The sequence below is a fragment of the Bradyrhizobium sp. SZCCHNRI1029 genome, from assembly GCF_032487555.1.
In the GTDB taxonomy this organism is placed as follows: Bacteria; Pseudomonadota; Alphaproteobacteria; order Rhizobiales; family Xanthobacteraceae; genus Bradyrhizobium.
Genome location: NZ_JAUEUK010000010.1, coordinates 227,745 through 253,573 on the forward strand (window position 1 = coordinate 227,745; position 25,829 = coordinate 253,573).

The 25,829-nt window shown below is 65.4% G+C and carries 28 protein-coding genes and 1 pseudogene; 10 read left to right on the forward strand and 19 right to left on the reverse strand.

The window, feature by feature from the left end:
• Positions 1 to 203: 203 nt before the first annotated feature.
• Positions 204 to 1,073 carry an NAD(P)-dependent oxidoreductase gene (locus tag QW861_RS26845; RefSeq protein WP_315717630.1) on the reverse strand — a complete coding sequence of 290 codons (870 nt, stop codon included), beginning with the start codon at positions 1,071 to 1,073 and terminating at the stop codon, positions 204 to 206.
• Between the two features lie 261 nt (positions 1,074 to 1,334).
• Here QW861_RS26845 and QW861_RS26850 point away from each other — a divergent pair, with 261 nt between their 5' ends.
• From QW861_RS26850 to QW861_RS26865, 4 genes are all read left to right on the forward strand, one after another.
• Complete coding sequence (locus tag QW861_RS26850) at positions 1,335 to 1,781, forward strand: VOC family protein (RefSeq protein ID WP_315827817.1); 447 nt, start codon at positions 1,335 to 1,337, stop codon at positions 1,779 to 1,781.
• 132 nt (positions 1,782 to 1,913) lie between these two features.
• Positions 1,914 to 3,044 carry an Mrp/NBP35 family ATP-binding protein gene (locus tag QW861_RS26855; protein WP_316164999.1) on the forward strand — a complete coding sequence of 377 codons (1,131 nt, stop codon included), beginning with the start codon at positions 1,914 to 1,916 and terminating at the stop codon, positions 3,042 to 3,044.
• Between the two features lie 180 nt (positions 3,045 to 3,224).
• Positions 3,225 to 4,319, forward strand: a complete 1,095-nt coding sequence (locus QW861_RS26860) for a TRAP transporter substrate-binding protein (protein WP_316165001.1) — start codon at positions 3,225 to 3,227, stop codon at positions 4,317 to 4,319.
• Between the two features lie 178 nt (positions 4,320 to 4,497).
• Positions 4,498 to 5,586, forward strand: a complete 1,089-nt coding sequence (locus QW861_RS26865) for a TRAP transporter substrate-binding protein (RefSeq protein ID WP_315752568.1) — start codon at positions 4,498 to 4,500, stop codon at positions 5,584 to 5,586.
• A 98-nt stretch (positions 5,587 to 5,684) separates the two neighbouring features.
• Here the strand turns inward: QW861_RS26865 and QW861_RS26870 are convergent, their stop codons facing one another.
• The 13 genes from QW861_RS26870 to QW861_RS26930 all read right to left on the reverse strand — a co-directional run bounded on the left by QW861_RS26870 (position 5,685) and on the right by QW861_RS26930 (position 18,172).
• Positions 5,685 to 7,361, reverse strand: coding sequence for a TRAP transporter large permease subunit (locus QW861_RS26870; RefSeq protein WP_316188461.1), 1,677 nt, complete (start codon positions 7,359 to 7,361; stop codon positions 5,685 to 5,687).
• Between the two features lie 23 nt (positions 7,362 to 7,384).
• Entirely contained in the window at positions 7,385 to 7,966 is a 582-nt protein-coding gene (locus tag QW861_RS26875) for a TRAP transporter small permease subunit (protein WP_315752570.1), read from the reverse strand.
• Between the two features lie 317 nt (positions 7,967 to 8,283).
• On the reverse strand, positions 8,284 to 9,174 hold the full coding sequence (locus QW861_RS26880; protein WP_315752571.1) for a cation diffusion facilitator family transporter: 891 nt from the start codon (positions 9,172 to 9,174) through the stop codon (positions 8,284 to 8,286).
• Positions 9,175 to 9,411: 237 nt separating this feature from the next.
• Positions 9,412 to 9,684 (reverse strand): hypothetical protein, encoded by a 273-nt coding sequence (locus QW861_RS26885; protein WP_316165003.1) that lies wholly within the window; start codon positions 9,682 to 9,684, stop codon positions 9,412 to 9,414.
• A 117-nt stretch (positions 9,685 to 9,801) separates the two neighbouring features.
• Positions 9,802 to 9,945, reverse strand: coding sequence for a hypothetical protein (locus QW861_RS26890; protein WP_316175977.1), 144 nt, complete (start codon positions 9,943 to 9,945; stop codon positions 9,802 to 9,804).
• Between the two features lie 31 nt (positions 9,946 to 9,976).
• Positions 9,977 to 12,238: a DUF2235 domain-containing protein gene (locus tag QW861_RS26895; RefSeq protein WP_316193704.1), complete on the reverse strand. Its 2,262-nt coding sequence runs from the start codon at positions 12,236 to 12,238 to the stop codon at positions 9,977 to 9,979.
• 219 nt (positions 12,239 to 12,457) lie between these two features.
• Positions 12,458 to 12,844: a nuclear transport factor 2 family protein gene (locus tag QW861_RS26900; protein WP_316165007.1), complete on the reverse strand. Its 387-nt coding sequence runs from the start codon at positions 12,842 to 12,844 to the stop codon at positions 12,458 to 12,460.
• Positions 12,845 to 13,071: 227 nt separating this feature from the next.
• Entirely contained in the window at positions 13,072 to 13,749 is a 678-nt protein-coding gene (locus QW861_RS26905) for a spermidine synthase (protein WP_316193705.1), read from the reverse strand.
• A 137-nt stretch (positions 13,750 to 13,886) separates the two neighbouring features.
• Positions 13,887 to 14,708, reverse strand: coding sequence for a DUF2182 domain-containing protein (locus QW861_RS26910; protein ID WP_316175973.1), 822 nt, complete (start codon positions 14,706 to 14,708; stop codon positions 13,887 to 13,889).
• Between the two features lie 36 nt (positions 14,709 to 14,744).
• Complete coding sequence (locus tag QW861_RS26915; protein ID WP_316165013.1) at positions 14,745 to 15,377, reverse strand: DUF1326 domain-containing protein; 633 nt, start codon at positions 15,375 to 15,377, stop codon at positions 14,745 to 14,747.
• A 232-nt stretch (positions 15,378 to 15,609) separates the two neighbouring features.
• Positions 15,610 to 16,641 carry a GTP 3',8-cyclase MoaA gene (gene moaA / locus QW861_RS26920; RefSeq protein WP_315717648.1) on the reverse strand — a complete coding sequence of 344 codons (1,032 nt, stop codon included), beginning with the start codon at positions 16,639 to 16,641 and terminating at the stop codon, positions 15,610 to 15,612.
• A gap of 185 nt (positions 16,642 to 16,826) precedes the next feature.
• Complete coding sequence (locus QW861_RS26925) at positions 16,827 to 17,219, reverse strand: hypothetical protein (protein ID WP_315717649.1); 393 nt, start codon at positions 17,217 to 17,219, stop codon at positions 16,827 to 16,829.
• Positions 17,220 to 17,485: 266 nt separating this feature from the next.
• Positions 17,486 to 18,172 carry an HAD family hydrolase gene (locus QW861_RS26930; protein WP_315717650.1) on the reverse strand — a complete coding sequence of 229 codons (687 nt, stop codon included), beginning with the start codon at positions 18,170 to 18,172 and terminating at the stop codon, positions 17,486 to 17,488.
• Positions 18,173 to 18,345: 173 nt separating this feature from the next.
• On the opposite strand from QW861_RS26930, the gene rpiA reads away from it, so the two are divergent.
• The 4 genes from rpiA (at position 18,346) to QW861_RS26950 (ending at position 21,933) form a co-directional block, all read left to right on the forward strand.
• Positions 18,346 to 19,038 (forward strand): ribose-5-phosphate isomerase RpiA, encoded by a 693-nt coding sequence (gene rpiA / locus QW861_RS26935; RefSeq protein ID WP_315752604.1) that lies wholly within the window; start codon positions 18,346 to 18,348, stop codon positions 19,036 to 19,038.
• 48 nt (positions 19,039 to 19,086) lie between these two features.
• Entirely contained in the window at positions 19,087 to 19,608 is a 522-nt protein-coding gene (locus tag QW861_RS26940) for a DUF2059 domain-containing protein (protein ID WP_315717652.1), read from the forward strand.
• Positions 19,609 to 19,641: 33 nt separating this feature from the next.
• On the forward strand, positions 19,642 to 21,027 hold the full coding sequence (gene gorA / locus QW861_RS26945; RefSeq protein ID WP_316192094.1) for a glutathione-disulfide reductase: 1,386 nt from the start codon (positions 19,642 to 19,644) through the stop codon (positions 21,025 to 21,027).
• 147 nt (positions 21,028 to 21,174) lie between these two features.
• Positions 21,175 to 21,933: a DUF4336 domain-containing protein gene (locus QW861_RS26950; RefSeq protein WP_316193706.1), complete on the forward strand. Its 759-nt coding sequence runs from the start codon at positions 21,175 to 21,177 to the stop codon at positions 21,931 to 21,933.
• A gap of 199 nt (positions 21,934 to 22,132) precedes the next feature.
• On the opposite strand, the gene QW861_RS26955 is transcribed toward QW861_RS26950, so the two are convergent.
• The 5 genes and pseudogenes from QW861_RS26955 to QW861_RS26975 all read right to left on the reverse strand — a co-directional run.
• Entirely contained in the window at positions 22,133 to 22,768 is a 636-nt protein-coding gene (locus QW861_RS26955) for a LysE family translocator (RefSeq protein WP_315739638.1), read from the reverse strand.
• A 173-nt stretch (positions 22,769 to 22,941) separates the two neighbouring features.
• Positions 22,942 to 23,163, reverse strand: coding sequence for a hypothetical protein (locus tag QW861_RS26960; RefSeq protein WP_315739639.1), 222 nt, complete (start codon positions 23,161 to 23,163; stop codon positions 22,942 to 22,944).
• 36 nt (positions 23,164 to 23,199) lie between these two features.
• The gene (locus tag QW861_RS26965) at positions 23,200 to 23,610 is read right to left on the reverse strand and encodes an SRPBCC domain-containing protein (protein ID WP_315717657.1); all 411 of its coding nucleotides are present in this window, start codon (positions 23,608 to 23,610) and stop codon (positions 23,200 to 23,202) included.
• Positions 23,607 to 23,930, reverse strand: a complete 324-nt coding sequence (locus QW861_RS26970) for a metalloregulator ArsR/SmtB family transcription factor (protein ID WP_315717658.1) — start codon at positions 23,928 to 23,930, stop codon at positions 23,607 to 23,609. The genes QW861_RS26965 and QW861_RS26970 overlap by 4 nt, the downstream gene beginning before the upstream one ends.
• Before the next feature lie 134 nt (positions 23,931 to 24,064).
• Positions 24,065 to 24,178 (reverse strand): annotated as a pseudogene (locus tag QW861_RS26975) (LysR family transcriptional regulator); the annotation flags it as partial.
• 119 nt (positions 24,179 to 24,297) lie between these two features.
• Between QW861_RS26975 and QW861_RS26980 the strand changes: the two are divergent.
• Together QW861_RS26980 and QW861_RS26985 are read left to right on the forward strand one after the other, a co-directional pair.
• Entirely contained in the window at positions 24,298 to 24,480 is a 183-nt protein-coding gene (locus tag QW861_RS26980; protein WP_315752580.1) for a hypothetical protein, read from the forward strand.
• A gap of 38 nt (positions 24,481 to 24,518) precedes the next feature.
• A complete protein-coding gene (locus tag QW861_RS26985) occupies positions 24,519 to 25,247 on the forward strand; it encodes a sulfite exporter TauE/SafE family protein (protein WP_315752581.1) in 729 nt (242 codons plus the stop codon).
• Positions 25,248 to 25,829 lie beyond the last annotated feature (582 nt).

A 25,829-nucleotide genomic window follows, 5' to 3' on the forward strand; every position in this document is an offset into this window, starting at 1 on the left:
GCGAACGATTAGCGATTGCAAGGGGTATCAGCGAGTCGCAGATGGCGCAATGGCGCCCGTCCGCGGCGGACGTATCCCGCCGCGTGTCTGCGGCAATACATGGGGGAAGGCAGATGAGCCGGGGCCTGCCAAGGTCCCGGATCGGAAATCTGCCGCCGCAGCACACGCGCAGCGGCAGATCGATCAGTCGGAGAGCGGCGGGATCACTTCTCCAGCCGGGCCAGCAGGCTCGACGTGTCCCAGCGCTTGCCGCCGAGCTTCTCGACCTCGGAATAGAACTGGTCGACCAGCGCGGTCACCGGCAGATGGGCGCCGTTGCGGCGCGCTTCGCTGAGGCAGATCGACAGGTCCTTGCGCATCCATTCCACCGCAAAACCAAAGTCGTATTTGCCGTCGTTCATGGTCTTGTAGCGGTTCTCCATCTGCCAGGACTGGGCGGCGCCCTTGGAGATGGTCTCGATGACAGCGGGAACGTCGAGGCCGGACTTCTTCGCGAAATGGATACCCTCGGACAGGCCCTGCACGAGGCCGGCGATGCAGATCTGGTTGACCATCTTGGTCAGCTGGCCGCTGCCGGCCGGTCCCAGCAGCTTGCACATCCGGGCATAGGCCGCGATCACCGGCTCGGCGCCGGCATAGGCGTCGGCGGTGCCGCCGCACATCACCGTCAGCACGCCGTTCTCGGCGCCGGCCTGGCCGCCGGACACTGGCGCGTCGATGAATTTGAAGCCGGCCTTGGTGGCTGCGGCGTCGAGCTCACGTGCCACTTCAGCCGAGGCGGTGGTGTGGTCGACGAAGGTCGCGCCCTTCGCCATGCCGGCAAATGCGCCGTCCGGGCCGATCGTGACCGCGCGCAGGTCGTTGTCGTTGCCGACGCAGCACATCACGAAGTCCTGGCCTTCCGCGGCCTGCTTCGGCGTGGGGGCTGCCTTGCCGCCGAACTTGTCGGCCCATTCCTTCGCCTTGGCCGCGGTACGGTTGTAGACCGTGACCTCGTGACCGCCCTTCTTCACGAGATGTCCTGCCATGGGGAAACCCATGACGCCGAGACCGATGAAAGCGACTTTAGCCATATGAGCTACCTTGACCTTGGGGTTCTGCCGACAGCCTTGAGAGGGCCGGGCTGTTCTTGAAAGGAACACATCAGCATCCGGCGCGGGTCGCGGCGGTGCTGGACGCCGCACCATAACGGCTTGAGAGGCGGGGGCAACGGCTTCGTGACGGATGCGAAAGCGGCGCCGCGTGCTAAAGAGGCATCATCATGACGGCTTGCAAAGCCGTCATCGCGCAACGAAATCCAGTCAACCAACGAACCAGCCAGGGGAGTGTCTCGCATGGGCGTCAGCGTCGGCGTGCTCGATCATTTCAACATCCGGACCCGCAACCTCGCCGAGACGGTCCGCTTCTATGAAGACGTGCTCGGGCTGGAGAACGGCGCCCGGCCGAACTTCGCCTTTCCTGGCGCCTGGATGTACAGCGAGGGCCGCCCGGTGGTGCACCTCGTCGACATCTCGCCGACCTCAGAGGCACAGAAGCCGGACTCCGGCGTCGTCCACCACGTCGCCTTCGTCAGCCGCGGCTTCGCCGGCATGAAGGCGCGGCTCGCCGCCAAGGGCATGCCGTTCGAGGCGCGGCAGGTGCCGGGCGGGGAGCTGTGGCAGATCTTCGTGCGCGACCCCAACGGCGTGATGATCGAGCTCAATTACGAGGCAGCGAAGGAGCGGGCCGAGGATGCGCCGGTCGAGACCGCCTCCGACATCGGAACCATGGTGGCGTTTTGAGCCGGTCGGCCTTATGAAGCAGCGCAACGCAGGGCCGGAGCGGTACCGTCGCAGATGACGGAAGATCATGTCCGGCCAACGGGATAGGGCGCGACGATGTGGCGCGTTCTGAACTTCTTCAGGAGACGCGCCGTGAGCGTGACGCAGCAGCAGGTTATCGAGGCACTCAAGCGGGTCCGCTCGCCACGTGGCGTGGCGCTGCCGGACGCCGGCGTGCTGTCGCCGATCACGGCCAATGACGGCAAGGTGTTCTTCTCGATCAATGTCGAGGCCAGCGAGGCCCGCGCCTGGGAAGACACCCGCGCGAAAGCCGAAGCCGCCGTGCGCGCCATACCCGGCGTGACCATGGCGATGATCGCGCTGACCGCGGAGCGCAAGGCGGGCGCTGCCGCCCCGCCGCCGCGACAGGGCGGCGTGCAGCCGGTCGCGGCGCATCGTCCGCATCAGCACCAGCATCCGGCGGACTCGCCGATGTCCCGGCAGGCCGCGATCCCGGGTATCGCGGCCGTCATCGCGGTGGCCTCGGGCAAGGGCGGTGTCGGCAAGTCGACCACCGCGATCAATCTCGCGCTGGGCTTGCGCGATCTCGGCCTCAAGGTCGGGCTGCTCGACGCCGACATCTACGGCCCGTCGGTGCCGCGGCTGACCGGGCTGCAGGAAAAGCCCAAGCTCACCGACGACAAGAAGATGATTCCGCTGTCGCGGTTCGGCCTGTCGATCATGTCCATCGGCTTTCTCGTCGACGAGGACAGCCCGATGATCTGGCGCGGCCCGATGGTGATGTCGGCGATCAACCAGATGCTGCGCGACGTCGCGTGGGGAACGCTCGACGTGCTCGTCGTCGACATGCCGCCGGGCACCGGCGACGCCCAGCTGACCCTGGCGCAGAACGTGCCGCTGAAGGGCGCCGTGATCGTGTCGACGCCGCAGGACCTGTCGCTGATCGACGCCCGCCGCGGGCTTGCGATGTTCCGCAAGGTCAACGTGCCCGTGCTCGGCATCATCGAGAACATGAGCTACTTCCAGTGCCCGGAATGCGGCACCCGGTCCGACATCTTCGGCCATGGCGGCGCGCGCCACGAGGCCGAGCGGCTCGGCGTGCCGTTCCTTGGTGAAATCCCGCTGCACATGGACATCCGCTCGACGTCGGACGCCGGCAACCCGGTGGTCGAGAGCGAGCCGAAGGGTCCGCATGCCGCGATCTACCGGGCCATCGCCGCGTCGGTGCGGGATCAGCTCAAGGACGCGATCGCCGCTGCTTGATGCACTGCAGCGAAGCGTGTGCGACTATTGGACCGTTTGTCATTCCAACGTCGCGTTTTCGCTTAACCGGTTCCGTGCTAAAGCCCGGCCCGGATCGCCTTCGACCGTGTGCGGCCAATCGCATCGGCGGATAAATGATTTTTCAACGGGAAAACGCCCCCAACAAGGAGATGCCTTAATATGAAGCGTCGTGATTTTCTGAAGGTCTCGGCCGCCGGTGCCGCCGCGTCGGCAGCGGTGGCCTCGCCTGCGATCGCGCAGTCGATGCCCGAGATCAAATGGCGGTTGACCTCCAGCTTCCCGAAGTCGCTCGACACGATCTATGGCGGCGCCGAATATATGGCGAAGCAGGTTGCCGAGATGACCGACAACAAGTTCCAGATCCAGGTCTTCCAGGCTGGTGAGCTGGTGCCGGGCCTGCAGGCGCTCGACGCGACCTCCAAGAACACCGTCGAGATGTGCCATACGGTGTCGTATTATTACGTCGGCAAGGACCCGACCTTCGCGATCTTCGCCTCGGTGCCGTTCGGCCTGAACGCCCGGCAGCAGAACTCCTGGCTATATCAGGGCGGCGGCAACGAGCTCGCCAACGAGTTCTTCAAGAAGGCCGCCAACGTCATTGGCTTCCCCTGCGGCAACACCGGCACCCAGATGGGCGGCTGGTTCCGCAAGGAGATCAAGACCGTCGCCGACCTTTCGGGCTTGAAGTTCCGCATCGGTGGCATCGCCGGCCAGGTGCTGCAGAAGCTCGGCGTCGTGCCGCAGCAGCTCGCGGGCGGCGACATCTACCCGTCGCTCGAGAAGGGCACCATCGACGCCGCCGAGTGGGTCGGTCCGTATGACGACGAGAAGCTCGGCTTCCAGAAGGTGGCGAAGTACTACTACTACCCGGGCTTCTGGGAGGGCGGTCCGACCGTCCACGCCTTCGCCAATCTCGACAAGTGGAACGAGCTGCCGAAGCACTATCAGTCGATCCTCGCCAACGCGACGGTCAATGCCAACACCTGGATGGCCGCGCGCTACGACCAGGTGAACCCGGCGGCGCTGAAGCGCCTGGTCGCCGGCGGCACGCAGCTGCGGCCGTTCACCAACGAGGTGCTCGAGGCCTGCCTCAAGGCGACCAACGAGTTGTGGGGCGAGATCTCGGCCAAGAACGCCGACTTCAAGAAGGTCATCGACGCGATGCAGGCCTACCGCTCGGATGAATATCTGTGGTGGCAGGTTGCCGAGTATACCTACGACAGCTTCATGATCCGCTCGCGTACCCGCGGCTGATCGCAAACTTCAGATCGGCGGATCGACGTCAGCCCGGCCTCGCGAGAGGCCGGGCTTTTGCGTTGCGACAACGTTTCGCAATGGCACTCCGACGCACTTTGATCCACACTGGAACTGAAGCCTCACAAAGAAGGCTGCTCAGGAAACGAACACAATGACCCCCAGGGAGGGAAGAACTATGAAGCGGAGAGACTTCATCAAGGTGACCGGGCTTGGCGCCGCTGGCGCGGCCGCGATCGCAGCGCCGGCCATCGCACAATCGATGCCGGAGCTGAAATGGCGCATGCCGACGAGCTGGCCGAAATCGCTCGACACCTTGTATGGCGGCGCCGAGATCATGGCCAAGGTGGTCGGTGAGGCCACCGACAACAAATTCCAGATCCAGCCCTTCGCCGCCGGCGAAATCGTGCCCGGCCTGCAGGTCCTCGACGCCGTGCAGAACGGCACCGTCGAAATCGGCCACACTGCGTCGTACTACTATTTCGGCAAGGACCCGACGTTCACCTTCGGCTCGTCGGTCCCGTTCGGGCCGAACATGCGCATCAACCAGGCCTGGTACATGCTCGGCGGAGGACGTGAGATCCTCAACGAGTTCTACGCGAAGTACAATGTCGTCTCGCTGCTTGCCGGCAACACCGGTTGCCAGATGGGCGGCTGGTTCCGCAAGGAGCTCACCGGCGTCAACGATCTCAAGGGGCTGAAATTCCGCGTCGGGGGCTTTGCCGGCCGCGTGCTGCAGAAGCTCGGCGCGGTGCCGCAGCAGATCGCCGGCGGCGACATCTATCCGGCGTTGGAGAAGGGCACGATCGATGCGGCCGAGTGGGTCGGACCCTACGACGACGAGAAGCTCGGCTTCGTCAAGGTCGCGCCCCACTACTACTATCCGGGCTGGTGGGAGGGCGGACCGATACTGCTTTCCTTCGTCAACCAGGATCGTTGGAATGCGCTGCCCAAGAACTATCAGAAGATCCTCGAGCATGCCGGCCATTATGCCAACAACTGGATGATGGCGAAGTACGACCAGAGCAATCCGGCGGCGCTGCGCCGGCTGCTCGCCGCCGGTGCCAAGCTGCATGCGTTCTCGCCGGAGATCATGCAGGCCTGCCTGAAGGCTGCCCGCGAGCTGCACAACGAGGTCGCGGCCACCAACCCCGACTTCAAGAAGACCTATGAGTCGCTGTCGGCCTTCGCCGGCAATGGCTACTCCTGGTTCCAGGTCGCCGAGATCGGCTACGACGCCTTCATGGCGCGCAATCCGCTGAGCTGAGACCGGCGCCGTATCGCGTCAGGAGCCAGCGACAAAACAAAACCCCGGCGCGTTGCGCCGGGGTTTTTCGTGGGCGGAGCGATCGCGCGTCGCGGCCATCACTGCTTCGTCGGTCCGACATCGATCTGAGGCGGGCCGAAATCGAGCGGCGGCGCGTCGATCTGCGGGATCTCGATCTTGATCGAGTTCGGATCAACGGTGGAGAGCGAGCCCTTGTAGTGCATGACCATCGAGGGGAACAGGATCACCAGCATCACCATGATCAACTGGATCACCACGAACGGCACCGCGCCCCAGTAGATCTGTCCCGTGGTCACCGGCTCCATCCTCTTGCCGGTGACACGGTCGAGATAGGACTCCTTCGGTGCCACTGATCGCAAATAGAACAAGGCAAAGCCGAACGGCGGATGCATGAACGAGGTCTGCATGTTGACGCCGAGGATGACGCCGAACCAGATCAGGTCGATGCCGAGCTTTTCGGCCGCGGGTCCGAGCAGCGGGATGATGATGAAGGCGAGCTCGAAGAAGTCGAGGAAGAACGCCAGCACGAACACGAAGGCGTTGACGAAGATCAGGAAGCCGACCTGACCGCCGGGCAGCGAAGTCAGCAGGTGCTCGACCCAGACATGGCCGTTGACGCCGTAGAAGGTCAGCGAGAACACGCGCGCGCCGACCAGGATGAAGACCACGAAGGCCGACAGCTTGGCAGTGGATTCCACCGCCTGGCGGACCAGGTCGAAGCTGAGCCGCCGCTTGATCGCACCAAGGATGATCGCGCCGGCGGCGCCCATCGCGCCGCCTTCCGTCGGCGTCGCGAGCCCGATGAAGATCGTGCCGAGCACCAGGAAGATCAGGAACAGCGGCGGCACCATCACGAAGGTGGTCTGCTGCGCCATGCGGGACAGGAAGCGGTATCCGGTGGTGCGCTCCAGCACCCAGTTCACGACGGCGACGGCGAAGGCGAACACGATGCCGTAGAACATGCTCAGCACGACGAAGTCGGCGCCGTGATATTCCGAGCCGCGCATCATGAACCAGCCGAACACACAGCTCGCCAGAAACAGCACGCCCAGCGATTTCAGGCCGCGGTCGCCTGAGTCCTCCCGAAAGCCGATCGCATCGGCCGGCAGGCCGGGGGCCGATTTCGGGAAGATCATGCTGGTGAGGAAGGCATAGGCTGCATAGATCGCCGACAGCACGAGGCCAGGGATGAAGGCGCCTTCGTACATGTCGCCGACGGACTTGCCGAGCTGGTCGGCCATGACGATCAGGACCAGCGACGGCGGGATGATCTGCGCAAGCGTGCCGGAGGCGGCGATGATGCCCGAGGCAAGCCGGCGGTCGTAGCCGTAGCGCAGCATGATCGGCAGAGAGATCAGGCCCATCGAGATCACCGAGGCGGCGACCACGCCGGTGGTGGCCGCGAGCAGCGCGCCGACGAACACGACCGCATAAGCGAGGCCGCCGCGGATGGTGCCGAACAGCTGTCCGATGGTGTCGAGCAGATCCTCGGCCATGCCGGATCGTTCCAGCACCAGGCCCATGAAGGTGAAGAACGGAATCGCCAGCAGCGTGTCGTTGTTCATCACGCCGTAGACACGTTCCGGTAGCGCCTGCAGGAAGTCCGGCCGGAATTCGCCGAGCCCGATGCCGACGAGGGCGTAGAACAGGCCGACGGCGCCGAGCGAGAACGCTGCCGGATAGCCGAGCAGCAGCATCACGACCAGCGACCCGAACATGATCGGCGCCATATTGGCGATCAGAAACGCTTCCATTGGATGATCCCCCAGCCCGCCGCTTACTTCTTCTCGATCGCTTCGACGAGGTGCTCGACCTCGGCCTCGATGCCGTGGGGCTTCGAAGCGTGGGGATCCGGGATCAGCCCGCGCATGACCGCGATGCGCTTGATCAGCTCGGACACGCCCTGCGCCAGCAGGAAGGCGAAGCCGAGCATGATGAGGGACTTCGCCGGCCATTGCGGCAGGCCGCCAGCGTTGCTCGATTGCTCGTTGATCTCGATGGAGCGCAGGAAGAAGGGCACGCTGGTGATGATCATCACGATGCAGAGCGGGATGAGGAAGAGCACGTGACCGACGACGTCGATGGTGTCACGCAGCCATTTGGGCATCATGGCGTTGACGATGTCGATGCGGATGTGCTCGTTGTCGAGCAGGGTCCAGGGGGAGCACAGCAGGAAGACGGCTGAGAACAGCACCCATTGCAGCTCGAGCCAGGAATTCGACGAGGTGTCGAGCGTCTTGCGGACGATGGCGTTGATCGTCGAGATGATGACGGCGAGCAGGATCAGCCACGCCAGCCGCTTGCCGGTCCAGGTCGTGAACGCATCGATCCCACGGCTCAATTTCAGCAACGCTTGCAACGCAATCCTCCCCCAAATGTCTTGCGACGTCCCATGGCCCGTTCTGGCTGCGCAGCACATGGCGCAACGGCCTATCCGGCCCGGCAGGCTCAAAAACGGGGGCACCATTTCAGCGCCTCGTGTTGCCGTCAATCGGAAAAATGGGCAAAAATGAGCGTTGCCGCAACATGTTGCAGCAGTGGCGACGCCGCGCCACAGCTGTCGCAGGTCGCCGGGGCCTGGCGATCGCCGGCCGGCGAATGAAGGTCAACGGGCCGAGCGTGAGGGCGGGGGACTCTCGGGTGCAGCCGACGGACCACGTCCGGTGCGCAGCGGTCTTACAGCACCACCACGCCGGAATGCTTGGCCTTGTTTTCGGGTTCGACGTGGATGGTGATCCAGCTGTGCTCGTCGTCCTCGCGCAAGGCTGCCTCGATCCGGTCGCAGATTTCGTGCGCCTGGTTGACCGACATCTCGCCAGGCACCACGAGGTGGAACTCGATGAAGGTCAGCTTGCCGGCATGGCGGGTCCGGACATCATGCGCCTCCAGCGCGCCGCCGGCATGCTGACTGATGATCAGGCGAATGCGCGCCAGCGTGGCGTCCGGGACCGCTTCATCCATCAGCCCGCTGGTGGATTCCTTCAGCACCTGCCATCCCGACCACAGGATGTTCACGGCGACCAGCACGGCCAGTGCCGGATCGAGGATCGGCAGCTGCAACATCACCGCGAGGCCGAGGCCGACCACGACGCCGCCCGAGGACACGACGTCCGTCAGCAGGTGCCGGCCGTCTGCCACCAGCGCCGGCGACCGCAACCGCTTGCCCCGCGTGATCAACAGCCAGCACCAGACCGCATTGATCGCGCTCGCCAGCGCATTCACCGCGAGCCCCTCGACGGGTGCGGAAAACGCCCGCGGATCGAAGAAATTCCCGTAGGCCTCGTGGATGATGAGCAGCGCCGCCACGACGATCATGACGCCCTCGATCACCGCGCTGAAATACTCGACCTTGTGGTGACCGAACGGATGGTTGGCATCCGCGGGCTTGGCGGCGATGCGCACCGCGACGAGCGCGACCACGGCGGTGACGACGTTGACGATGCTCTCGACGGCATCGGAGTAGAGCGCGACCGAGCCGGTGATCCAATAGGCGAGATACTTCAGGCCGAGCACGATCGTTCCGACCACGAGGCTGCCGATGGCGAGCTTGAGCGATTGCGAGGCCATGATGTCCTGATCCGATCCCGCGCTGGGGTACCCAACGCTGCGGCGGAACGCAACCAGGGTGGACGCGGTTCGGTGTCGGGAAGGGACTGATAACCCCGGTTTTCTGTGGCCGCCACGACTGCTTCTATCGGCGGCGTGGCCCCGATCGAAAACTGATCTGTGGACAACAGAAAGTCGCGCCCACGGACATGGGCGCGACCGTGTCGCGGCAAGCGCCGATCGCAATGACGCCGCCGACTACTTCTCTTTGATGACCGTGGTGGTGCTGGTCGAGCTGCCGACCGTGCCTTCGTCCTCACAGACCTTGGTCTGGCGGATGCGGTCCTCGGCTTCCACGCGGCTGGTGAACGCCATCGGTCCGATTTGCGTGACGACCTCGCGGTCGGCGGGGCGCGTGGTGGTGATGGTGCAGCGATGGCTCGGTCCCTGCACGATGTAGTATTCGTCAGCGAGCACTGGCGCGACCGATCCGATGATCACTGCGCCGGCAAGAAGAAGGGTTGCTTTCATCGTCGCCTCTCTTTTCAAGAACAGCCAAAAGGGGAGCGGGATTGATGAGGAGTTTTCTGCCTCGTCGTTCGATGCTCCGTGTTTGCAACTCGGCCGGATGGTCGCAGTTCCGGCGGTTCAAGCGGAGCCTGTATTGACGCGGTGCGGTGTCGGCGGCGATGGACGCGAGATCTCGTCAGGGCGCAGCGACACGCGCGCGGTGGCGCGCTTGCCACTGCCCCAAGCGGTCGCGCCGCGGTTGGCAGGCGAACCGTCGATCATGACCTCGTCTCCGCCTGGTGGCGTCGGCGGTTCAGAGCAGCCTGACGGTCACCTTCGCCTTGCCGGCGTTGTTCGGATAGAATGCATCGTACACCCAGGGCAGCCCGATCACCGCGTCATTGACATAGAGGAACAGCTCACCGCCGCGCTCGGCCTTGAAGCGCGCTTTGTAGGCTTGAGGTGTCGTGTTGGGGGCGGGAACGGGGTCGAGGAAATATTCGTCGACGCCGGTCTCGCCGACCCTGGCGATCAGCCGATACCAGGGACGGAAGAGAACGCGGCGCAGCAGGATGCCTGCGCGGAACGTCCAGCGGGCGTAGCCCCGGACCGTCGAGGTGCGATAGCCGGCGGGGGTGACCGGACGCCCGGCATCCTCCCACGGGTCGGTCATGGTGACGACGATCTCGTAGGAGAAGCCGGGACGGACGCTCAACCCGGTGGGAGCGCAAACCGCATCGGTCGAGAAATCCCTGGCATCCTGCGGAATGCCCTTGTCGACCGCGACGAGCTCGCGGGCAGGGGTGCCATGGCAAAAGGCGCCCATCGAATCCGCGGCGTTGAACAGGAAATGGCTGATCAGCGTGGCTGCGAGCCAGACGGTGCCGATAGCGAGCAAGAACGGGCCGACATGCCGCTTGCCGTTCCTGATGGCAAACTGATAGGCGCGATTGGTCCGGAGCGCGTAGATGGCCCGATGCAGCGGGCCGGACGGCATCGGGGGCGATGCCCGTTCGCGCCAGATCACGCGCATCCGGTCGCCGATGCGGTCGCTGAGGAATGTCCCGAGCGCGGTCAGCATGACAAGGATGATGATCCCGCCGGCGAACCATTCGGGGTTGGCGGCGTACCAGTCCGTCCACCAGTGCAGCGATGTCGGCAGGAACGATTCGATCAGCCTGACTGCTTCGGAGACCATCCTGATGCGCGAGTCGTATTCGTGCGTGCGATCGAGGTCGTGGAACAGCCAGAAGGCCGCGAGGTGCAGCGAGGCCGCCAGGGTTGCGAAATAGGCGAGGCGCCTGAACCACACCAGATTCCACAGCTTCTCCTGGGCCGCGAACCGGGCGGCCGCGCCGGCCGGCGTTTCGAACGTGGTCGGCCCGAGCGGCGTCAGCGTGCCGTCGTAGTGGACGATCATGTAGTTGTCGGGCAGCCCGATGGGCGCATAGGCATTGCAGCCGCTGTCGATGCGGTCGAAGACGCTTTCGTGAATCTTCGGCATCGACACCTGGACGCCCGCCGCCGGGTCGTTGCAGAGCTCCGACACCTTGCGCGGGCCGTATCGATAATAGGACCCGAGCCCGGAGCGCGAGTTGTAGAGGCGTCCGTCCTTGTCCTGCGATGTGACGATCGACTTGATCGCATCCGGATCGGCCTCGGGCTCGGTCTTGAAGATCAAGCCCCGTTTGACGGCCTCGCCGACGAGCCAGGTCAGGGGGACGTAGGAGACGGAATCGTCCGGATAGCCGCCGCCGACATTGGCGTGCATGCCGACGAACCAGACCTGCACCAGCCTCTCGTCATCGATCGTCCTGGCATCCTGCGGCTTGGTCTCGCCCGCCTCGGTCCAGAGCACCGGGTGGAAGGTCGTCCTCTCGTCGTCGAGCGCGAGCGCGTGGCGCGCGCATGTCACCCGCGGACTGAGCACGCGATTGGGAAGCTCGAGCGGCCACACCCAGTTGGAGATGCCCCGCGTCATCTCGTCGATCGGTAGCCCATAGGCTGCGACGGTGTCCCACAGCCCGATGAACTCGATCGCCGGGAGGCTTTTTCGCTCGATGAGGTCGAGAGATTTACGGCCCATGATGCGGTCGATCACCGGCACCAGCACATGATCGCGAATCCAGCGGAGCGGCACTTCGATCCGCCAGATCGAATGGTACCCCTTGGCGCGATAGGCGCGATAGGCCTTCACGGCGCCGTCGTGCAGCTCAGCCTCGGTGTCGGCAACGATCAGCCCCTGATCGAGCATCAGCGCGGCGAGCACCCGCACGGTGAACGCGCCGCGGCTGAAGCCGAACAGATAGATCTTCGAGCCGTTCGCGTGGTCGTAGTTGCGGCAGACGAACTTATAGGCATCCAGGATGTTGCGCTTGAGGCCGAAGCCGAACGCGCCGCCGAGCAGGGCGAGCGGAACGAACGACGATGTGCCGACGCCGTCGTCATACTTGGCCGCCTGGGCGTTGCCCTGCAGGTCGAGCGCCTGGAACATGCGCCAGACGTTGGTTCGCCACACGCTCGAGGCGGCGTTGCCGGTCCCGTCGGACAGGATGATGATCTTGGGACTCGCCATGCAAAGGACCCCGCTCGACATTGAGAGCCGAGGAGCGGAAGGGTAAACTGAAGGAGAGAGAAATCAACCTGAGATGGTGTGAGGCTTTCGGCGGCGTGGCCGGATGATGCGGAGGGCGCCGCTGCAGCGACGCGGCGACTCGAGGACGAGAAATGCACTGTCCTGCTACCGAAATGCCGCCGTCACCGAAATGCGGTTGCCGTGGCCGTTCGTCGCCCTTCAGGCCGAGTTGATGCGCTCGACGAGATGCGCGCGCGAGGGCGCTGGGTCGAAGCGATCGCCGAAATATTGGGTCTCGTGCGCTACTCCGCCGTCCCGGAATTCCATGACGCTCACCACGTAAGACGGCACGCCATCATAGGTCAGGACCAGTTCGGTCACCCACAGATCGCCGCTCCCGATGATTCGGCGCACTGCGAAGCGCTTCCTGCTGGGCTGCACGAAGCGGCTCTCCTGAATGTTGCGCCGGCCCTGGATGCGTTCGCCCGATTGCGGATAATCCAGCACGGCATCGTCGCGATAGATGTCGTGCTCGGCTTCGAAATCATTCACGTCCGATGCATCCCAATGGTGCTGCAAGGCAGCGCGCTTCGCTCTGTCATCCATGGCAATTCTCCCGTTCAGGGGCGCGCCCTCATTGCATAGCGTGCCCCTGGCCACTACGGTCTACAAGCCGGAGAATGGAGCATCCCTCGTCGCCGCCGACGCATCATAGGACGAGGTCCGACGCGTCACTACGCTGATCCAAACGGGCGTGGAGAATATCAGCGCTGGTAGTACAGCCGGTGGAGAAAGTTCTCAGGACAGAGAGCTCCGCGCGCGACGAGGCGCAATCACGCCGGCCGCGTCGCGATCCAGATCACGTGACGGGAGCCGCCGCCGCGGCCGGTGGCGCGGATGTTGATCTCCTCGGCGGCGAAGCCGGCCTTGCGCAGGCGCGGGGCAAAGCGATCGTCGGGGTGGGACGACCACACCGCCAGAACGCCGCCGGGGCGCAGGGCGGTGAAGGCGGTGCGCAAACCCGAGGGGTCATACAGCGCGTCGTTGGATTGCCGCGTCAGTCCCTGCGGACCGTTGTCGACATCGAGCAGGATCGCATCATAGGTGCCGCGCCCTGCGGCGATCAGCTTCACGACGTCGCCCTCGTGGATGTCGACGCGCGGATCGGAAAGGCTTGCGCCGGACAATTCGGCCATCGGCCCGCGCGCCCAGGCGATCACCGCCGGCACCAGCTCGGCGACGGTGACACGGGCCTGCGGACCCAGCACCGTCAGTGCCGCCCGCAAGGTGAAGCCCATGCCGAGGCCGCCGATCAGCAGCCTCGGAGCCGGCTCGGCCTTGATGCGGGCGCAGCTCAGGGTCGCCAGCGCCTCCTCGGATCCGTGCAGCCGGCTGTTCATCAGCTCGTTCGAACCGAGCTTGATCGAAAACTCCTTGCCGCGCTGCATCAGCCGCAGCGGTTCACCGCCGCCGGGCACGTCTGCGGTGTCGATCAGCTTCCAGGGAATCACGGGCGTCTCGCGTCAGTTCGGTTGCGGCATTCCACGCGACGGAGTCGCCACGCTGGAGCCTGCTTACCATGTTGCCCGCATCCCATGCCAAGGGGCAGCCGCCACTCTCGCGACGACCTGCATCGCGTCGTTGCGCGTCATTGCGGTAGGGACACCAGCATCCAGGCGCCCGCGGCACTGCAAGCAATGCCGGCCGCGCGCGCGACCCATCGTCCGACCGGAGTCAGTTTCTCAAACAGCACGAGCAGGGTCAGAATGGCAATCCACATCACGCTCATCACCCCGCCGACGAACAGCAGCGCCATCAGAGCCCAGCAGCAGCCCACGCAATAGCCGCCGTGTCGAAGCCCCAGCAGCACGCAGCCCTGCAGGTCGCCGCGAAAGCCGCCGTGACGCATCAGGAACAGAAGCGGCGACTGGCATTGGGCAAGGCAGGCGCTCTTCAGCGGCGTCCACTGATAGATGCCTGCCGCGATCAGCACGATGGCGCCGAGCAGATGGTTGTCGATCGCCATCCGCGAATCCAGCAGCGCAGTCCGCTCCACACCCCATTGCAGGCCGGTCGCCACGAGCGAAAAGCCGCTCCAGGCGAGCAGATAGCCGGCCGCAAACCAGCCGGTCGCAGCGAACGGCTGGCCCTGCGCTCGGCCCTGCCGACCCACGCGGGCGTACATCAGGATCATGGGCGCGGCCGAAGGCGCCATCATCCCGACCATCATCACCGCCCACATCAGGAACACATAGGCGAACTCGATCGCGCGCCACGGCTCGCCGGCCGGCAACATGATTCCGATGCCGGCCGGGATCATGCGGAAGCCGGTCATGTCCATGCCGCCCATGTCCATGTCGTTGGCAAGCCAGAGAACATAGGCCCACGACAGGGCGACCATGATCGCGATCGCGCCGCCGACGATCCAGCGATCGCGCCGCAGCACGGCTTCCAGGGCGCTGCCGGTCATCTGCAAGGCGGGTTGCCGGCCTTGCGCCACGTCGAATTAGGCCTGGTTGGACCAACTGATCGACGCGTACAGGCCGTTCTTGCCGGAATTGTCCCAACGCATGCCGTGATCGTTGTAGGTGTTGCCCGCCGCGCCGACGGCGAGCGCCATCCTGTCCGGGCTGACGGGATGGCCGATGTTTACCCACATCTCTCCGCTCGGGTGCATGGTCGGCAGCGGCTCGACGGACATGTGCAGAATGTCGGTGATGTCGGCGGATCGCGTCTTGCCGTCGATCCGGAAGTTGATGGCGACCTTGCGCACGCCGAGATTGGTGCTGATCAGCGGCGTGAACGCAGCCATCGGGCCGCCGGCAGCCCCGGTGAAGATCGCGGCCATCGCCTCAGTCTGCGGATCGTCGGCGCGCTGATCGACATAGGCGGCGATCGACCAGTCTCCATCCGCCATCACGCCGGGCGCATGCAGCATCACCGCCGCGTTGAGGCCATCGAGCGCGACATCGCCATAGCGGCCGGTTTCGATGTGGAACAGCAATGGTACGTTGCAGAACCCCTCGGTCGGTTGCGCGGTCAGGGGAGGGGCGGCCGACATGAGGCACGGACACAGCAGGCTGCAGCTGCAATTCTCGAAATAGTCACCGGACAGGTGCCATGCGACTGGGTCTGCCATCGCTGTCTCCCGCTAGGCCGAACCGACAAATTGCTTTCGAATGCGCGATCTGCAGCTGAAAGCTATGCCGCATGGGGACGTGCCGCAAGCCGATAAATGATCAGTCTCCGCGTCGTGACTGCGCCTCGGGCCGATCCGCTCATACGGTATGCGTGATCGTCGGCTGAATGGCCGGCCAACAGCCCGGCTCCGATTGCGATTGATCGCAGGGCCCGATGGTTATGGACTCCGACTACCCGCCCGTCACGCTCATGTGCCGGCTGACGCTCGGACGGTTGTGGCGGCGGTCGATGATGAAGTCGTGGCCCTTCGGCTTGAGGCCGATGGCGCGGTCGATCGCGGCGCTGAGCTCCTCGTCGCTGGCCGAGGCACGCAGCGGCTTGCGCAGGTCGGAGGCGTCCTCGTGGCCGAGGCAGGTGTGCAGGGTGCCGGTGCAGGTGACGCGGACGCGATTGCAGCTCTCGCAGAAATTATGCGTCATCGGCGTGATGAAGCCGATCGTGCCGCCGGTCTCGGCGACGCGGACGTAGCGGGCCGGGCCGCCGGTGGTCTCGTCGAGGTCGGTCATGGTGTAGGTCTGCGCCAGACGCGCGCGCAGCAGCGACAACGGCAGATACTGGTCGATGCGGCCCTCGCCGATCTCGCCCATCGGCATCACCTCGATCAAGGTCAACGCCATGCCCTTGCCGTGCGCCCAGTCGATCAGCGAGGGGATCTCGTCCTCGTTCATGTTCTTCAGCGCGACGGCGTTGATCTTCACGGCGAGACCTGCGGCGCGCGCCGCCTCGATGCCGGCCAGCACGCGCTCGAGATCGCCCCAGCGGGTGATGGCGCGGAACTTGTCCGGGTCGAGCGTGTCGAGCGAGACGTTGATGCGACGGACGCCGCAATCGGCGAGCTCGGCGGCATATTTGGCGAGCTGCGTCGCGTTGGTCGTCATCGTCAGCTCGTTGAGCGCGCCGCTCTTCAGATGTCGCGACAGCGAGCGGACCAGGCCCATCACGTTGCGCCGGACCAGCGGCTCCCCGCCGGTGAGCCTGAGCTTCTTGACGCCCTTGTGGATGAACGCCGAGCACAGCCGGTCGAGCTCTTCGAGCGTCAACAGGTCGGCCTTCGGCAGGAAGGTCATGTCCTCGGACATGCAATAGAAGCAGCGCAAGTCGCAGCGGTCGGTCACCGAGACGCGCAGATAGCTGATGCGGCGACCGAACGGGTCGGTCATCGGGCGCGTCAGGGCGGTGTCACTCAACGTCTCTGCGGTCATGGAAAGCCTTGGCTGGTGGCGGCCCAGGTGGCGGCGATGCCACGGGGCGGCCGCGCAAGCGCGGCCGGATGTCGGTCTCACGACAATCTAATCATGATCGCCGCGCCCCACAATCATCGACGTGGATCCGTCGTTGCTGCAATGCAGCTTCGCCTTGGCAAGGGGACGCGCGGGACGACGGTCCGCTATTGGCGTCCCGGCGCGGGGGCGGGGAAGGCGGACCCGGTGGCCGCCGGTGCGTCCGGCGCAGCGGCGGACTTCTGCGGCTTCGGCTTCTTCGGCCGCATGCGCTTGACGGCCTTCGGCGGCGCGCCGGGCATCGGCTGCAGCTCGGCGACGACCGGGCTCGGGTCCATCACCACCGGCGGCGAGGTGTTGAAATCGCCGGAGTTGCGGATCACCTGCACCGGGATGGTCGCGGGCTGGTACTTGTCCATCGTGAAGGTGACGCTGAAGCCCGCATCGGGCGCCGGCACCGAGACGGTGCACGGCGTCTTGCAGCCCGGTCCGAGCGAGGTCTTGGCGTCGGCGCCCGGCGGCACGGAGTCGAGCTGCACCGGAACCTCGGGCGCTGCCATCTTGAAGCTGTCCATGGAGAAGGACGAGCAACCGGCCAAGCCGGCTCCCGCAACCGCAATTGCGATGACACGCCGCATCATGATGTCCGCCCCACAACCCTGCGGCCATCGGCCGCAATCCCAGGGCGACCATAGGAGCGTCAGAACAGCGGCGCAACTGCGGTCAACCCTATTCTCAACAGAACGTTAACGCACCGCAAGGTGCGGATTCAGGTCGACAGGGCAGTGGGTTAGGGTGCGATGCGACAGTGGAATCGCAAGTTGGCTCAGGCGATCCTGAGCGATGGGCTGAGGGCCGCGACGGCGGCTGGCAGCTCGCGCATGTGGTCGATCAGGTGGTCCGGATTGAGCTCCGCGATCGGTACGTCGGTATAGCCGAAGGTGCAGCCGATCACCGGCACGCCGGCGCGGCGGGCGGCGCCGACGTCGGTGCCGGCATCGCCGACCATGATCGCGGCCCCGACCTCGCCGCCGGCCTGCGCGATGGTCTGGCGCAGGATCGCCGGATCCGGCTTGGCGACCCCGAACGTGTCGGCACCGCAGATCGCGGCGAAGCGGGAGGACAGGCCGAGCTGGTCGAGCAGCCGCTTCGACAGCCATTCCAGCTTGTTGGTGCACACCGCGAACTGGCAGCCGCGGCCGGCAAGCTCGTCGAGCGCCGCCTCCAGCCCCTCGAAGGGGCGCGATTCGATGGCGATGTTCTCAGCGTAGAAATCGATGAAATCGGTGGTGAGGCGGCCGATGTCATCGGTGCTGGCGAAGCGACCCTCCGCCTCCAGACCGCGCTCGATCAGCTTGCGGGCGCCGTGGCCGATCATCTTGCGGGCCGAGGCCAGCGGCACCGGCCGCAGACCCTCGCGCTGCAGGACGTGGTTGAGCGCACTGATGAGATCCGGCGCCGTGTCGACCAGGGTGCCGTCGAGATCGAAGACGATGGTGCTGGAGATGGGCATCGGTATCCGCTAGCGGCCGGCTCATGTCCTTGCAAGAGGCCCGCAATGGCATTTTGTCCGATTTCGTGGCCGGCGAGAGCTAGGCCCCGCGTCAAAACATCGCTAGATATGCGCCGGCTTTCGGCCCCCGCCCGTGGGGGCCCTGGGTGCGAAGGGCGGGTTCCTTGGTCGACATGGATGCATTGAAGCGGCAGGCAGCGGCGCGTGCGCTGGAGGAGGTCGAGAGCGGCATGAAGCTCGGTCTCGGCACCGGATCGACTGCCAAGCATTTCGTCGATCTGCTCGGAGAAAAGGTGCGCGCCGGCCTCAAGATCGTGGGCGTGCCGACCTCGGAGGCGACAAGGGCGCAGGCGCAAGCGTGCGGCGTGCCGCTGACCACGCTCGATGAGATCGACCGGCTCGACATCACCATCGACGGCGCAGACGAGATCAATCCGGCGCTCGACCTGATCAAGGGCGGCGGCGGCGCGCTGCTGCGCGAGAAGATCGTCGCCAGCGCTTCGGATCGCATGATCGTGATCGCCGACGACAGTAAATGGGTGGCGCAGCTCGGCCGCTACCCGCTGCCGGTCGAGGTGGTTCCGTTCGGCCTCGCCGCGACTCAGCGCGAGATGAGTGACGCCTTCGCCACGGCCGGCGTGTCCGGGCCGATGAGCCTGCGCAAGTCCGCAGACGGCCACGTTTTCGTCACCGATGGCGGCCACTGGATTATCGACGTCCGCCTTGGGGAGATCATGGATCCCCCGCGCCTGGCGGGTCTTTTGAGCGCAATTCCGGGCGTGGTCGAGCATGGGCTGTTCATCGGCCTCGGCAGCACGGCGATCCTGGCAGGCGCACAGGGAATTCGCGTTATCCAGCGGCCCTGAGCGCGGCACGAGGCTGCGCTCATGGCGGCAACTCACAGGAGACTTGGAATGAAGAGCGTGTTCAGAATCTTGCCGGCCGCCGGAATCGTGCTGGCCTTGGCCTCGGCAAGCCCGGTTGCGGCGCAGGGCCAGGCACCTGCGCTGAAGCCGGCCTCGCCCGCCTGCATGGCCGGCGCGCGCGAGATTCTGGGGATGAAGAACGCGGCTGCGATGTACGCCAATGCCGTCCCCGGCATCGTGCAGCAGACCAAGCAGGCGCTGCTGCAGTCCAATCTCAACTACCAGAAGGACCTCGACGAGGTCGCCGTGGTGGTCGCGCAGACCTACGCCGGCAAGGAGAAGGAGATCGGCGAGAAGATGGCGCAGATCTACTGCAACGAGTTCTCCGACCAGGAGATCGCCAACCTCGTCGCCTTCTACAAGTCTGCCATCGGCCAGAAGCTGCTTGCGGCGGAGCCGAAGGCGATCCAGATGAGCATGCAGGCGATGAACCTGTGGGCGGCGGAATTTTCCGACACTGTCACCGCGCAGTTCCGCGCCGAGATGCGCAAACGCAACAAGCCGATCTGAGGCTTGCGGCCGAAAGGCCAGGTCGGGGGAGAGATGGCTGAATTCGACGTCGACCTGTTCGTGATCGGTGGCGGCTCGGGCGGCGTGCGCGCCGCCCGCATCGCGAGCGGCTATGGCGCCCGCGTGATGGTCGCCGAGGAATACCGCATGGGCGGCACCTGCGTGATCCGCGGCTGTGTCCCTAAGAAGCTGTTCGTGATCGGCTCGCATGTCCGTCAGGAGATCGCCGATGCCGCCGGCTTCGGCTGGACCATCCCGACCGCGACCTTCGACTGGCCGACGCTGATCAGGAACAAGGACAAGGAGATCGCCCGGCTCGAGGCGGCCTACACCAGCAACGTCGAGAAGTCTGGCGCCAGGATCGTCAAGACCCGCGCGGTGCTCGAGGACGCCCACACCGTGCGGCTGATGACCGGCGAGACCGTCCGCGCCAAATACATTCTCATCGCGACCGGCGGCGCGCCCAACCACGGCACGCCGATTCCCGGCATCGAGCACGTCATCTCCTCCAACGAGGCGTTTCATCTCGACGAGCTGCCGCGCCGCATCGTGATCCAGGGCGGCGGCTACATCGCGCTCGAATTCGCCTGCATCTTCGCCAATTTCGGCTCCGACGTGACCGTCGTCTATCGCGGCGACAACATCCTGCGCGGTTTCGACGAGGACGTCCGCAAACATGTCCGCTCCGAGATGGAGAAGGAAGGCATCACCATCCTGACCGGCTGCACGGTCACCAGCGTCGACAGGCACGGCCAGGACTACACCACGCATCTGTCGAACGGCTCCAGCATCGCCTCCGACAAGGTGATGTTCGCGATCGGCCGCCATCCGGCGGTGGCCAATCTCGGCCTGGAGAAGGCCGGGGTCGCCATCAATCCAAGGAACGGCGGCATCGCGGTGGACGCGTTCTCGCAGAGCTCGGTGCCGAGCATCTACGCGATCGGCGACGTCACCCATCGCTTCAACCTGACGCCGGTCGCGATCCGCGAGGGCCACGCTTTTGCCGACACCGTGTTCGGCGGCAAGACCGTGCGCGTCGACCACGCGGACATTCCGACGGCCGTGTTCTGCCAGCCTGAAGTGGGCACGGTCGGTCTCACCGAGACGCAGGCGCGCGAGCTGTACGACCGCGTCGACATCTACAAGACGAACTTCCGCCCGATCAAGGCGACGATGTCCGGCCGCGATACCCGCGTTCTGATGAAGCTCGTCGTCGATGGCGCGACCGACCGCGTGCTCGGCTGCCACATCGTCGGCGACATGGCCGCCGAGATCACGCAAGCGGTAGCCATCGCCATCAAGATGAAGGCGACCAAGGCCGATTTCGACGCCACCATCGCGCTGCATCCCTCCGCCGCCGAGGAGCTGGTGACGATGCGCACGGTGACCGAGCGCCACGTGCGGCAGGCGGCGGAGTAGGGGCGCCATCTGCTTCTTGGCGCTCGTGCGCGGCCGGCGTCCGTAGCGACTGCGGTGGGCCAGTGCTCACGGTCTGACGACGGTCCACACCGAGGCCGATCGGACATGCTGCCGTTGGAACCGTTCAGCGGTTGGAGAGCGACCAGCATGTCCGAAGATGATTGCCCTGCGACCTATCCGCCGCTGAACACCCTGAAGCCCGTTGCCGAGAACATCTGGATCGTCGACGGGCCCGTGATCCGCTTCGGCATTCCCGGGCTGAAATTTCCGTTTCCCACCCGCATGACCGTGGTGCGATGCGCCTCCGGCGATCTGTTCATCCACTCGCCCACGCCGTTGACGCCGGCGCTGCGGGCCGAGATCGACCGGGAAGGCCGCGTCCGCGACATCATTGGTCCGAATCGCATCCACTATTGGTGGATCCCCGACTGGCAGGCGGCCTTTCCCCACGCGGCAATCTATCTGGCGCCGGGCATTCGCGCGCAGGCGAAGGGCCGCATCGAATTCGAGGGCAGGCCGCTGGATCGCAGCGGTGGCTATCCCTGGGATGATGAGATCGCGACCTTGCCTGTCCTCGGCAGCTATATGACGGAGGTCGTGTTCTTCCATCGCCCTTCGCGCACGCTGATCCTTACCGATCTGATGGAGAATTTCGAGCCGGCCAAGATCGGTGCCGGCTTGGCGCGCTACCTGAGTTGGATCGGGGGCGTCGGTCCGCCGCATGGCGGCCTGCCGCGCGATCTCCGGCTGACATTTACCTGGCGGCACCGACCCGAGTTGCGGGCCGCGGTCGAGACCATGCTGGCGTGGCATCCCGAGCGGATCGTGATCGCCCATGGCGCCTGGCACCGGACGAACGGCACCGAGATCCTGCGCGAGGCATTCTGCTGGTTGCTGCGGCCTTGAACCGCCGGCTGGGCTTCACGAGACCGGCCTTCGTGATGCCGTGCTTTTCTCTTCCCGCGACGGACGTATAAGCTCGTGCGATTGAGGTTGGCGCCAGGCATCCCTCGGCCGCGGAGGAGCTGGTGACGATGCGCACGGTGACCGAGCGCCACATGCGGCGGTCGGCGGAGTAGGTGGACGACCGCGACGCGCGGCCGGGTCAGGGGCCGGCTCGCCGGTAAAGCGCAAGGGCGCCGGCAAGGCTCAGCAGCGCGCCGCCGCAGATGCGATCGAGCCAGAGGGCACCGGAGCGCTTGAGGAAACGCATCGCTTGCGAGCCCGCGCTCGCGTAGGCGAGCATGATCAGGACATCGAGCATCGCGAAGGTGAGGGCCAGCGTGAGATATTGCGGCAGCTGCGGCGCGGACGGCACCACGAACTGCGGCAGGAATGCCGAGAAGAACAGATAGCCCTTTGGATTGGTGATCGCGACGAGGAAGCTTTTCAGAAACAGCGCGTGCGGCTGTCGTGACCCGTCCTTGCCGTCTGCGGACGCCGCAAGGTCGATCGACCCGCTGGACCGCAGCAGCATCAGCCCGAGATAGGCGAGGTAGGCCACGCCGATCCACTTCACGACCGAGAACCAGAATTCTGAAGCGGCCAGCAGCGCGCCCAGACCGACCGCGACGGCGCCGATGAGGATGAAGTCCGAAGCCACCGCGCCGGCGATGCCGGCCCAGGCGCGGCGTACACCGACACGCGAGCCGTTGGTGAGGGCCAGCAGCACCGTCGGACCGGGGGTCGCGATCCCGATGAAGGCGACGATGGCGAAGCTGAAGAGCGTAAGAGCGTTCACGTCAGAATAGCCTCGTTGGCGGAAGACGCGCCAATAGGGCGCGGTTCGGCCGCGAACGCAAGACGTTCCTTGGAGGCGGCCAGCGATCGTCTTCGCTGACGCACGCTCGACCTGCCGGATCGCCAAGAGGCTTGACTCCCTCCCGGAAAACGCCGCTGGGCGCGATTGCCCGTTCAGCGCTCCACCCGCGAGGCGGTCAACTTCGTCGCGACGTAGGGCAGCGCGAACAGATACAGCCCCGTGCCGAGCAGCACGATGAGCGGAATCAGCGCCAGCAGGCCGACCCACAGCGGGGCTTGCGTCTGCGTCATCGCGGCGATGTTGACGATGACGGCGACCGTGAAGGCGATCGATACCCAGCGATGGACCTGCCGGACGGTGTTGTTCCAGTTCAAGTGCTTCTCCCCTGATGACGTCGTGATGCGCACGCCTCAGCCGAGGCGCGCGACGCTCTGTTCGAGCGCATCGAAGAATTTCGGCCAGCCGTAGCGTGCGCCCTGATAGGCGCGGGTCTGGTCGGCTGCGAAGCCGGTCTGCTCCATGCGCAGGTGCGTGCCCAAGGCGGTCGGCGTCAGCGTCCAGGTCACGACGCTGTCGAGGCCGGCCGCCGCCCAGGTGTAGGACAACGTCTTGTGCGGCTCGATGGTCACGACCTGGCAGTCGACGACGCCCCAGTCGGCCTTCAGCTTGAAGCGATGATCGACCGACGGCGCAAAGTCGTTGGTCATCAGCCACTCCGCGATCAGATGCGGCTGCGTCAGCGCGCGCCAGAGTTTTTCGGGCGGATGCGCGAATTCGCGCTCGACGACGACGGTGCGGGTTTCTGGCGCGGGTGAGCTCATTGATCCATCCTGTTGAGCAGAGTGTCGAGCTGGTCGAACCGGCTCTCCCAGAACGCAGCCATCCGGCTCGTCCAGTCGAGCAGCGGCGCCAGCGCCTTGGGTTGCGCGCGGTAATGCGTCTGGCGGCCTTCGTGACGCTCCCGCACCAGGCCCGCCTGCTTGAGCAGGCCGAGATGCTTCGACACCGCCGGCTGCGATACGCCGGCCTTGGCCGTCAGCGCCCCGACGGTCTGCTCGCCATGCCGGCACAGGCCTTCGAAGATGGCGCGCCGCGTCGGGTCGGCAAGCGTTCGGAACAGCATGTCGGGAGAGCGCGGCATTCGATCCATAACTCATTGGTTATGGATTGACGCATAACCGGTTGGTTATGGATTAGTCAAGCGGAATCCTTCGCCGGTCAGGCGCGATGGCGTAGCGCCTCGCACAGAACCGCGAAGGCGGGTGTGGTCTGCCCGACGAGCTCGCTTTCGATCTTCTCGGACCGCGGCCCGATCCGGTGCAGCAGACGCTCGCCGGCCTCGGTGGGAGCGACCGATCGCGTCGTGCGCGACAGCAGCCGCACGGCGAGCAAACAAGACTCCGCCGCCGAACACGCCTTCGTGACGAGCTCCGGGATCACGGCACAAGGGACGGCCAGGGGACGTCGCGGTGCTACCAGCCTGACAGCAGTAGCTGGAGGTGACGGAGATGCAGGCCAACGAGACCCCGCCGCGGCGCAAGCTGTCGATCACGCCGCAGGCGGCGCTGGCGGCGAGCGTCCTCGCCATCTTTCTGCTCCTGCACGTTGTCGCCGGTGCGATCCTGCGAGGTGCTGCCATGCGGGACGGCACGCAGGCGAAGCCGGTTTCGACGCTCCCATCCCACGATTGAAGCTCGCTCATTTCAACCCTCATCAGCCGGAGATATTCATGCCCGGGCTCGCCTCTTTCTTGTTGCTCAGCGCCGCCGTGTTCTCTGGCGCCTTCGTTTCCGGATTGGCCGGATTTGCCTTCTCGGCCGTGGCCGGCGCGATCCTGCTGCATGGTCTGCAACCGCTGGAGGCGGTGCCGCTGATGATGGCGTGCAGCGTCGGCGTGCAGGCGACGAATCTGTGGGCGTTGCGCAACAGCATCCGGTGGAAGGACAGCCTGGTCCTGATCCTGGGCGGGCTGCTCGGCGTGCCCTTGGCGCTCTGGCTGCTGCACAACGCGGACGCCCGGCTGTTTCAGCAGGTGTTCGGAGCGACGATTGCGATCTACGCCGCCACCATGCTGTTCAAGCCCGGCCTCGGCAGCGTTCGACGCATGAGCAGACATCGCACGGCGATCGTCGGATTCGGCGGCGGTCTGATCGGTGGCCTGACCGCGATGCCCGGAGCACTGCCGACCATCTGGTGCGAGATGCACGGCCTGCCGAAAACCGACCAGCGCGGCCTAGTGCAGCCCTTCATTGCCGTGATGCAGATCGCCTCGCTGGGGATGATGCTGGCCCGGCAGGACCTGTCGTCGAGGGTGATCGTCGATCTCGCGCTGAGCATTCCGGCTCTGCTCGCCGGCACGGCGCTCGGCATCTTCGCCTTCCGCAGGGTCAACGACACCTTGTTCAGGAGGCTCATCCTGAGCATTCTGCTGCTGTCCGGTGTGCTGCTTGTTGTCTGACCCCCGGCCGGCTCAATCGCGCCGGCGAACAACCTGTAGGCAGCAGGCGTGCAGCTCGAGCCGTGTTGCCGCTGATCTCTGAAACGCTATTCTCCGGCGCCGCCCTTGTTGTCGTGCGGTAGCGACCGCAGAGCGGTTTGGAATATCTCGGCTGCTTCGTTGGAGCGGTTCAGCAAGCACCATTCCAGCCCAAAGATTTCTCTTTACGAATATCAGAAATCATGCTCTATTGTGCGCATCCCGCCTCGGTACGGAGGGGCGTAGCGCGCGATCGTCACGACACGCGGGGCGGGGAGCGATGGCCGTGGTTTTGCCGCAGCGTGTCCCTGGATGCGCGGACGAACGGCGAGGCCGCGGACGCGAAGTCGCAGCGTGCTGGCACCCCGACGCTGGTGCTACGTTCGCGACGGCGCTTGCGCGCCGCGCGGGCAATGGTGGCCAACAAGCCCGGCGCACCAGGCAGACTGCGTATAAGCGTGAAGACCATCGCGCAGGGAAGGCCGGGCGGCGGATTCAATTGGTCGTCGCAACACTCGATGAGGAGGTTGCGATGGGCATTCGAAAGAAACGGTCAACGCGGGG

Excerpts from the sequence above, each read along its gene's own strand:
- QW861_RS26985 (WP_315752581.1), top strand. The coding sequence starts at position 24,519 with ATGCCCGGGCTCGCCTCTTTCTTGTTGCTCAGCGCCGCCGTGTTCTCT.
- QW861_RS26895 (WP_316193704.1), bottom strand. The coding sequence starts at position 12,238 with ATGGCGAGTCCCAAGATCATCATCCTGTCCGACGGGACCGGCAACGCC.
- QW861_RS26845 (WP_315717630.1), bottom strand. The coding sequence starts at position 1,073 with ATGGCTAAAGTCGCTTTCATCGGTCTCGGCGTCATGGGTTTCCCCATG.
- QW861_RS26930 (WP_315717650.1), bottom strand. The coding sequence starts at position 18,172 with ATGCCCATCTCCAGCACCATCGTCTTCGATCTCGACGGCACCCTGGTC.
- QW861_RS26940 (WP_315717652.1), top strand. The coding sequence starts at position 19,087 with ATGAAGAGCGTGTTCAGAATCTTGCCGGCCGCCGGAATCGTGCTGGCC.
- QW861_RS26900 (WP_316165007.1), bottom strand. The coding sequence starts at position 12,844 with ATGGATGACAGAGCGAAGCGCGCTGCCTTGCAGCACCATTGGGATGCA.
- rpiA (WP_315752604.1), top strand. The coding sequence starts at position 18,346 with ATGGATGCATTGAAGCGGCAGGCAGCGGCGCGTGCGCTGGAGGAGGTC.
- QW861_RS26850 (WP_315827817.1), top strand. The coding sequence starts at position 1,335 with ATGGGCGTCAGCGTCGGCGTGCTCGATCATTTCAACATCCGGACCCGC.
- QW861_RS26980 (WP_315752580.1), top strand. The coding sequence starts at position 24,298 with ATGCAGGCCAACGAGACCCCGCCGCGGCGCAAGCTGTCGATCACGCCG.
- QW861_RS26970 (WP_315717658.1), bottom strand. The coding sequence starts at position 23,930 with ATGCCGCGCTCTCCCGACATGCTGTTCCGAACGCTTGCCGACCCGACG.
- QW861_RS26860 (WP_316165001.1), top strand. The coding sequence starts at position 3,225 with ATGAAGCGTCGTGATTTTCTGAAGGTCTCGGCCGCCGGTGCCGCCGCG.
- QW861_RS26965 (WP_315717657.1), bottom strand. The coding sequence starts at position 23,610 with ATGAGCTCACCCGCGCCAGAAACCCGCACCGTCGTCGTCGAGCGCGAA.
- QW861_RS26880 (WP_315752571.1), bottom strand. The coding sequence starts at position 9,174 with ATGGCCTCGCAATCGCTCAAGCTCGCCATCGGCAGCCTCGTGGTCGGA.
- QW861_RS26950 (WP_316193706.1), top strand. The coding sequence starts at position 21,175 with ATGTCCGAAGATGATTGCCCTGCGACCTATCCGCCGCTGAACACCCTG.
- QW861_RS26870 (WP_316188461.1), bottom strand. The coding sequence starts at position 7,361 with ATGGAAGCGTTTCTGATCGCCAATATGGCGCCGATCATGTTCGGGTCG.
- QW861_RS26885 (WP_316165003.1), bottom strand. The coding sequence starts at position 9,684 with ATGAAAGCAACCCTTCTTCTTGCCGGCGCAGTGATCATCGGATCGGTC.
- moaA (WP_315717648.1), bottom strand. The coding sequence starts at position 16,641 with ATGACCGCAGAGACGTTGAGTGACACCGCCCTGACGCGCCCGATGACC.
- QW861_RS26925 (WP_315717649.1), bottom strand. The coding sequence starts at position 17,219 with ATGGCAGCGCCCGAGGTTCCGGTGCAGCTCGACTCCGTGCCGCCGGGC.
- QW861_RS26890 (WP_316175977.1), bottom strand. The coding sequence starts at position 9,945 with ATGATCGACGGTTCGCCTGCCAACCGCGGCGCGACCGCTTGGGGCAGT.
- gorA (WP_316192094.1), top strand. The coding sequence starts at position 19,642 with ATGGCTGAATTCGACGTCGACCTGTTCGTGATCGGTGGCGGCTCGGGC.
- QW861_RS26910 (WP_316175973.1), bottom strand. The coding sequence starts at position 14,708 with ATGACCGGCAGCGCCCTGGAAGCCGTGCTGCGGCGCGATCGCTGGATC.
- QW861_RS26865 (WP_315752568.1), top strand. The coding sequence starts at position 4,498 with ATGAAGCGGAGAGACTTCATCAAGGTGACCGGGCTTGGCGCCGCTGGC.
- QW861_RS26915 (WP_316165013.1), bottom strand. The coding sequence starts at position 15,377 with ATGGCAGACCCAGTCGCATGGCACCTGTCCGGTGACTATTTCGAGAAT.